At 61.5% G+C, this 851-nt stretch carries 1 protein-coding gene and 1 pseudogene; both read right to left on the reverse strand.

All coding sequences use genetic code 11. The features are described from left to right. The coding region (locus tag EN925_RS37840) for an ABC transporter permease (protein WP_164894769.1) at positions 1–412 on the reverse strand (412 nt) is incomplete at its 3' end. 13 nt (positions 413–425) lie between these two features. Continuing rightward, positions 426–851 (reverse strand): annotated as a pseudogene (locus tag EN925_RS37845) (ABC transporter substrate-binding protein); the annotation flags it as partial.

Raw genomic sequence — 851 nt, forward strand, 5'->3', positions numbered from 1 at the left:
GCTGTGCGGCGCCCATGGAAATCGTATCACCGGCCCGTCCACGCCGGCTGGCGGAAAACAGGCCGACGGGAATCGCGATGAGGGTGGAGAGCGCAAGCGCAATCAGCGCCAGCGGCAGCGAGACGGCCAGCCGCTCGCGCACCAGATCGATGACCGGCACCGAATAGGTGTAGGAGCGGCCGAAATCGAGGCTGAGCAGGCCGCCCGTCCAGTGCAGATAGCGCCAAGCCAGCGGCGCGTTGAGGCCCATCTGGTTGCGCAGCAACTCGACCTGGTCGGCACTGGCATTCATGCCCAGCATTAGCCGCGCCGGATCGCCGGGCAGGATCTCCAGGACGGCGAACACCACCATGGAAGCCAGCACCAGCGTGGCGATGGCGATGGCGAGGCGTTTTAGGAGGTAGGCGGTCATGGAAGGTGAGGGATCACTCGCTCCACTTCACCTTGGTCAAATCATTGGCCTGGATCGGGGCGTTTTCCCACAGCCCTTGCAGGTTGGCGTCCCAGACGCCGATCTTCGGCAATTCATAGAGGAAGCCGACCACCGCATCGTCGGCCAGGATCTTCTGCGCTTGCCCCAGCAATTCCTTGCGCTTGGCTTCGTCGGAGGTGACGCCGAGATCGGCAATCACCTTGTCGAAGGCCGGGTTGTCGTAGTTGAAGTAATAATCCTTGCGCGAATAGATATCGATGTCGTTGGGCTCGGTGTGGGAGACGATCGTCAGGTCGTAATCCTTCTTGGTGAACACCTGGTCCAGCCACTGTGCCCATTCGACCGGAATGATTTCCAGATCGATGCCAACGTCGCGAAGCTGCGAGGCGATGATTTCGCCACCGAGACGGGCATAGGT

It is taken from the genome of Mesorhizobium sp. M7A.F.Ca.US.006.04.2.1, assembly GCF_004022915.1.
Classification (GTDB): Bacteria; Pseudomonadota; Alphaproteobacteria; order Rhizobiales; family Rhizobiaceae; genus Mesorhizobium; species Mesorhizobium ciceri.